Source organism: Anaerostipes sp. Marseille-Q3525, assembly GCF_018223505.1.
Taxonomy (GTDB): domain Bacteria; phylum Bacillota; class Clostridia; order Lachnospirales; family Lachnospiraceae; genus Anaerostipes; species Anaerostipes amylophilus.
Genome location: NZ_JAGTTT010000015.1, coordinates 59,193 through 65,446 on the forward strand (window position 1 = coordinate 59,193; position 6,254 = coordinate 65,446).

The 6,254-nt window shown below is 38.2% G+C and carries 2 protein-coding genes; one reads left to right on the forward strand and one right to left on the reverse strand.

Annotated elements, in window-relative coordinates:
- Positions 1–6: 6 nt before the first annotated feature.
- The gene (gene gltB, locus KE503_RS08660) at positions 7–4,551 is read right to left on the reverse strand and encodes a glutamate synthase large subunit (RefSeq protein ID WP_212385013.1); all 4,545 of its coding nucleotides are present in this window, start codon (positions 4,549–4,551) and stop codon (positions 7–9) included.
- 317 nt (positions 4,552–4,868) lie between these two features.
- Here gltB and KE503_RS08665 point away from each other — a divergent pair, with 317 nt between their 5' ends.
- On the forward strand, positions 4,869–6,230 hold the full coding sequence (locus tag KE503_RS08665) for an MATE family efflux transporter (RefSeq protein WP_212385014.1): 1,362 nt from the start codon (positions 4,869–4,871) through the stop codon (positions 6,228–6,230).
- Positions 6,231–6,254 lie beyond the last annotated feature (24 nt).

Here is a 6,254-nt window from a genome sequence, read left to right on the forward strand (position 1 = left end):
TTCCTCCTATTTTCCTGCATTTGCTTTCATATTAAATGCTTCCATCTGTGCCTGCTCACTGCTTAATCCACGTTCTTCCATCTGAACGATCAGATTTAACATTGCTTTGTAATCATTTGGCATGATCTTCTTAAATTTAGGCAGGTACTGTTCAAAGTCTTTCAGAATTTCTTTTCCTTTTTCGGAATTTGTATATGCAACATGTTCTTTTAACATATCTTTTAATTCGATAACATCGTATTTAGATGTTACAGTTTCTACAGAAACCATTTCTTTATTTAAGTTCTTATATAACTTGCTGTCTTCGTCTAATACATAAGCAACTCCACCACTCATACCAGCTGCGAAGTTCTTTCCTGTTGGTCCAAGAACAAGAACACGACCACCTGTCATGTATTCACATCCATGATCTCCAACTCCTTCAACAACTGCTGTAGCTCCTGAGTTTCTGACACAGAAACGTTCTCCTGCAACACCATTGATAAATGCTTTACCGCTTGTTGCTCCGTATAATGCAACGTTACCTACGATGATATTATCTTCTGCTTTGAATTTGACACCTGTTGGAGGACAAAGGATTAATTTACCACCAGAAAGTCCTTTTCCGAAGTAGTCATTGCTATCTCCAACTAACTGTAATGTAAGACCTTTTGGAATGAAAGCTCCGAAGCTTTGTCCACCGGCTCCATTACATTTTACAATATATGTATCATCATCTAATGCCTGTTCACCCCAACGTTTTGTGATCTCTGATCCAAAGATCGTTCCAAATGTACGGTCAATATTTGTAACGTCCAACTGAATGATCTTCTTTTGTTTCTTCTCAAGTGCTGGCATTAATTCTTTCATCAGAACTTTCATATCTGCTGTCTTTTCCAGTTTGAAATCATATACATTCTTATGATCGTAATCCATCTTCTGAGCTGGATCATATTTATATCCAAGAATCTTAGACAAGTCAACATGTTTTTCGGCTGCTTTTGCGTTTGGTTTTAATAAGTCTGTACGTCCAACTAATTCATCAACAGTAGCAACTCCTAATTTTGCCATATATTCTCTTAATTCCTGAGCAATAAATCTCATGAAGTTGATAACATATTCAGGTTTTCCAGCGAATCTCTTACGTAATTCTGGATTCTGTGTTGCGACTCCGACTGGGCATGTATCTAAGTTACATACTCTCATCATGACACATCCAAGTGTTACAAGTGGTGCTGTTGCGAAACCAAATTCTTCGGCTCCAAGCATTGCTGCGATTGCTACGTCTCTACCACTCATTAACTTACCGTCTGTCTCAACGATAACTTTGTTACGAAGATCATTCATTAACAGATTCTGATGTGCTTCTGCAAGTCCAAGCTCCCAAGGAAGTCCTGCATTGTAGATAGAGTTTCTAGGAGCAGCTCCTGTACCACCATCGTAACCAGAGATCAAGATAACCTGTGCTCCAGCTTTTGCTACACCAGATGCAACAGTTCCGACTCCTGCTTCGGATACCAGTTTTACAGAGATTCTTGCATCTCTGTTGGCATTCTTACAGTCATAAATTAACTGTGCCAAGTCCTCAATAGAGTAAATATCATGATGAGGTGGTGGTGAGATTAAGCTTACACCGGCTGTTGAATGACGAGTTTTTGCTATCCATGGGTAAACTTTCTTACCTGGAAGATGTCCTCCTTCTCCCGGTTTTGCTCCCTGTGCCATCTTGATCTGAATCTCTTTGGCACTTACTAAATATTCACTTGTTACTCCAAAACGTCCAGATGCAACCTGTTTGATCGCTGAGCAACGATTTAATCCGTCTCTTCCAACTTTTAATCTCTCAGGTCTTTCTCCACCTTCACCACTGTTTGATTTACCACCTAATTTGTTCATAGCAATCGCCAGTGTTTCATGTGCTTCTCCGGAAATAGATCCGTAAGACATTGCTCCTGTCTTGAAACGTTTGACAATAGAATCAACGCTTTCTACTTTCTCGATTGGAATACCTTTTTCGGGGTAATTGAATTCCATTAAACCTCTTAAGTTTCCTGGCTCTAATTCCTTATCGATCATATCTGTATACTGTTTAAACAGCTCATAACTTCCTGTTCTTGTTGCAACCTGAAGTGTATGAATCGTCTGTGGATTGTAAAGATGCTGTTCTTTTCCACTTCTGCATTTATGACTTCCTGAACTCTCTAATGTCAGATCATTCTCAAGTCCGAGTGGATCAAAGGCTGTATCATGTCTTGCATCTACATCCGCTTCAATATCTTTTAATGAAATACCTTCCACTCTGCTGACTGTATTTGTAAAATATTTTTCAATAACATCAGAATTAATACCAATCGCTTCAAAGATCTGAGATCCCTGATAAGACTGTAATGTTGAAATACCCATCTTAGATGCGATCTTAACGATTCCATGAAGGATCGCATTTGTGTAATCTTCAACAGCTGCATAGTAATCTTTCTGAAGCATATTTTCATCGATCAGTTTCTTAATTCCCTGTAATGCAAGGTATGGGTTTACTGCACATGCACCATATCCTAACAGTGTTGCAAAATGATGAACTTCTCTTGGTTCTCCACTCTCTAAGATCAGTGCAACAGATGTACGTCTCTTTGTCTTGATCAGATACTGATGCATTGCGGATACTGCTAATAATGAAGGAATTGCCACATGGTTTTCATCGACTCCTCTGTCAGAAAGAATGATGATGTTGGCTCCATCTCTGTAAGCTCTGTCTGTCTCTACGAATAAACGATCTAATGCTTTCTCAAGAGATGTGTTCTTGTAATATATAATAGGAAGTTCTACAACTTTAAATCCTTCTTTGTTCATGGATTTGATCTTTAACAGGTCTGTATCTGTAAGGATTGGGTTGTGTACTTTTAATACGCGGCAGTTTTCTGGTTTCTCATCTAAGATATTACCTTCTTTTCCGACATAAACCGTTGTTGATGTTACAAGTTCCTCACGGATCGCATCGATTGGAGGGTTTGTTACCTGCGCAAATAACTGTTTAAAATAGTTAAATAATGGCTGATGGCGGTTAGATAACACTGCAAGTGGTGTATCATTTCCCATCGCTGCAATCGCTTCTGTCCCATTTAATGCCATTGGAAGAATTGCTGTACGGATATCTTCATATGTATATCCGAACGCTTTCATCAGTTTTTCACGTTCTTCTGCTCCGTATGTTGGAACTGGTTCATTTGGAATCTTTAAGTCTTTTAATTCCAACAGATTACTATCTAACCATTCACCATATGGTTCTTTCTCTGCGTATTTTTCTTTGACTACATCATCTGCGATCACTTCTCCTTTGATCGTATCAACCAATAACATCTTTCCTGGATGAAGTCTTTCTTTGACTACGATCTTTGTTGGATCGATGTCAAGAACTCCAATCTCTGATGATAAGATCAGCTGATCATCATCTGTGATATAGTATCTTGATGGACGAAGTCCGTTACGGTCAAGTACCGCTCCTACCTGATCACCGTCTGTAAAGATGATAGATGCAGGTCCATCCCATGGTTCCATCATTGTTGCATAGTACTGATAGAAATCACGTTTCTCCTGTGAAATGACTTTATTGTTCTCCCATGGTTCTGGGATTGTGATCATGATCGCATGTGGAAGATCCATACCACTCATAACTAAGAACTCTAATGTATTATCAAGTCTTGCAGAGTCAGATCCGTTTGGATTTACCACTGGGATCAGTTTGTGCATTTCATCTTTGAGGTACTCTGATTCCATATTCTCTTCTCTGGCAAGCATCTTATCGGCATTTCCACGGATTGTGTTGATCTCTCCGTTATGTACAATAAAACGATATGGATGAGCTTTCTCCCAGCTTGGTGTCGTATTTGTACTGAATCGTGAATGTACAAGTGCGATTGCTGATTCGTAATCTGGATCCTGAAGATCTTTAAAGAATGTACGAAGCTGTCCAACTAAGAACATACCTTTATATACGATCGTTCTGCTGGATAATGAAACGACATAAGATTCTTCATTACTTTGTTCGAATACTTTTCTTGCAATATATAATTTACGGTCAAAATCAAGTCCTTTTTCAACGTCTGCTGGTTTTGCAACGAATCCCTGTAAGATCTTTGGCATGCATTCTACTGCTTTCTTACCAAGAACTGCTGGCACTGTTGGAACCTCTCTCCATCCAAGGAATGTCATTCCTTCTTTCTCAACGATGATCTCGAACATCTTCTTTGCTTGACGAAGTCTTAATTCGTCATTTGGAAAGAAGAACATTCCAATTCCGTATTCTCTTTCTTTCCCGATATTGATTCCAGCTTCTTTGCAGGCTTTGTTAAAGAACTTATGTGAAATCTGAAGCATGATTCCTACACCGTCTCCTGTCTCTCCTGCTGCATCTTTTCCTGCACGATGCTCTAATGTCTCAACAATCTTCAGTGCATTATCTACTGTCTGATGATTCTTGACTCCCTTAATATTTACACAGGCACCGATACCGCAGTTATCGTGCTCAAAACTTGGATCATATAATCCAGGAATTTGATTTGTCTGTTTCATATCCATTCATCCTTTCTCGCTGTGTTCTCTCGTTGTTTTTTCTTATCATACCGAAATTTTCCCTAGTTGTAAAGTATGAATTTTCTTAAGTTGTCAGATAATTAGACTTCTTGAGATTATATATATTTATTTTCTGATAATATATTAAATTATCTCTTATTTTCTCGTTTATTAAGCACTATTTCTCAAAAACTTTTTTAAAAAAGTTGTACTATTTTGTCATTTATACTATACTAAATAACGTCCGTTTCGATTAAATTTAATCATTTGGACCATTTTTATAACATTGATATATTAATTAGAAAGAAGAGGTTTTATTTATTATGAATGAACAAAAGACAAATCCTCTCGGTACTGAGAAGATTTCTAGCTTGCTTCTTCGTTTTGCAATTCCAAGCATTATCGCTATGGTCGTAAGTGCTTTATATAATATGGTAGACCAGTTTTTTATTGGCCGAAGCGTTGGAATGCTTGGAAATGCCGCAACGAATGTTGCTTTCCCATTAGTCATCACTTGTACTTCCATCGCTTTAATGTGTGGAATTGGTGGCGCTGCAAACTTTAACCTTTGCATGGGACGACGCGAAAAGAATGAAGCAGCTTCCTTCGCTGGAAATGCGATCACCATGCTATTTTCACTTGGTGTGATTCTTTGCATCGTGACAAGACTATTTTTAAAACCAATGATGATCTTATTTGGAGCAACTTCTAGTGTTTTAAATTATTCTTTAACCTACACCGGAATTACATCCCTTGGTTTTCCATTTTTGATCTTAACAACTGGAGGTACAAATCTTGTACGTGCTGATGGAAGTCCAAAGTTTTCTATGGCTTGTACTTTGACTGGTGCAATCATTAATACGATCCTTGATCCTACATTGATTTTTGGTTTTCATATGGGAATTGCCGGTGCTGCATGGGCAACTGTGATCGGGCAGATTGTTTCTGGTATTATGGTAATCTTATATTTAAGAAAATTTAAGACCGTCGATCTGACATTGAAAAGATTAAAACCACACCCACATTATATCGGAAGAATTGTTTCCCTTGGTATGGCACCATTTTTTAATCAGGTTTCTATGATGGTCGTACAGATCGTTATGAACAATGTTTTAATCCGATATGGTGCAAAATCTTCTTACGGAAGCGATATCCCTCTAGCATGTGCCGGGATCATCACAAAGATCAATATGATCTTTTTCTCCATTAATATTGGTATTTCCCAAGGATTACAGCCAATCATCAGTTATAACTATGGTGCGAAGGAACTGGATCGTGTGCGAGAAGCCTATTTAAAAGCTGCAATCTCTGCAACGATCATCAGTACGGTTTCTTTTATCTGCTTCCAGTTGTTCCCACGACAGATCATTGGAATCTTTGGTTCTGAGAGTGAAGCTTACTTCCGTTTTGCTGAGAAGTTCTTTCGAATTTTCTTGTTTTGTACTTTTATTAATGGTTTACAGCCAATTACTGCGAACTTTTTTACGGCGATTGGAAAGGCGAACCGTGGTATTTTCCTTTCATTGACCAGACAGGTTATTTTCTTGCTGCCGTTGATGATCATTCTGCCGATTTTCTTTGGAATTGAGGGAGTTATGTTTTCAGCACCAATTGCGGATGGATTTGCGGCGATATGTGCGATAACATTTGCGGTACATGAATTGAGATCTTTTAAGAAATTTTAATTTTGAAAATGTAGTGTATTGAGT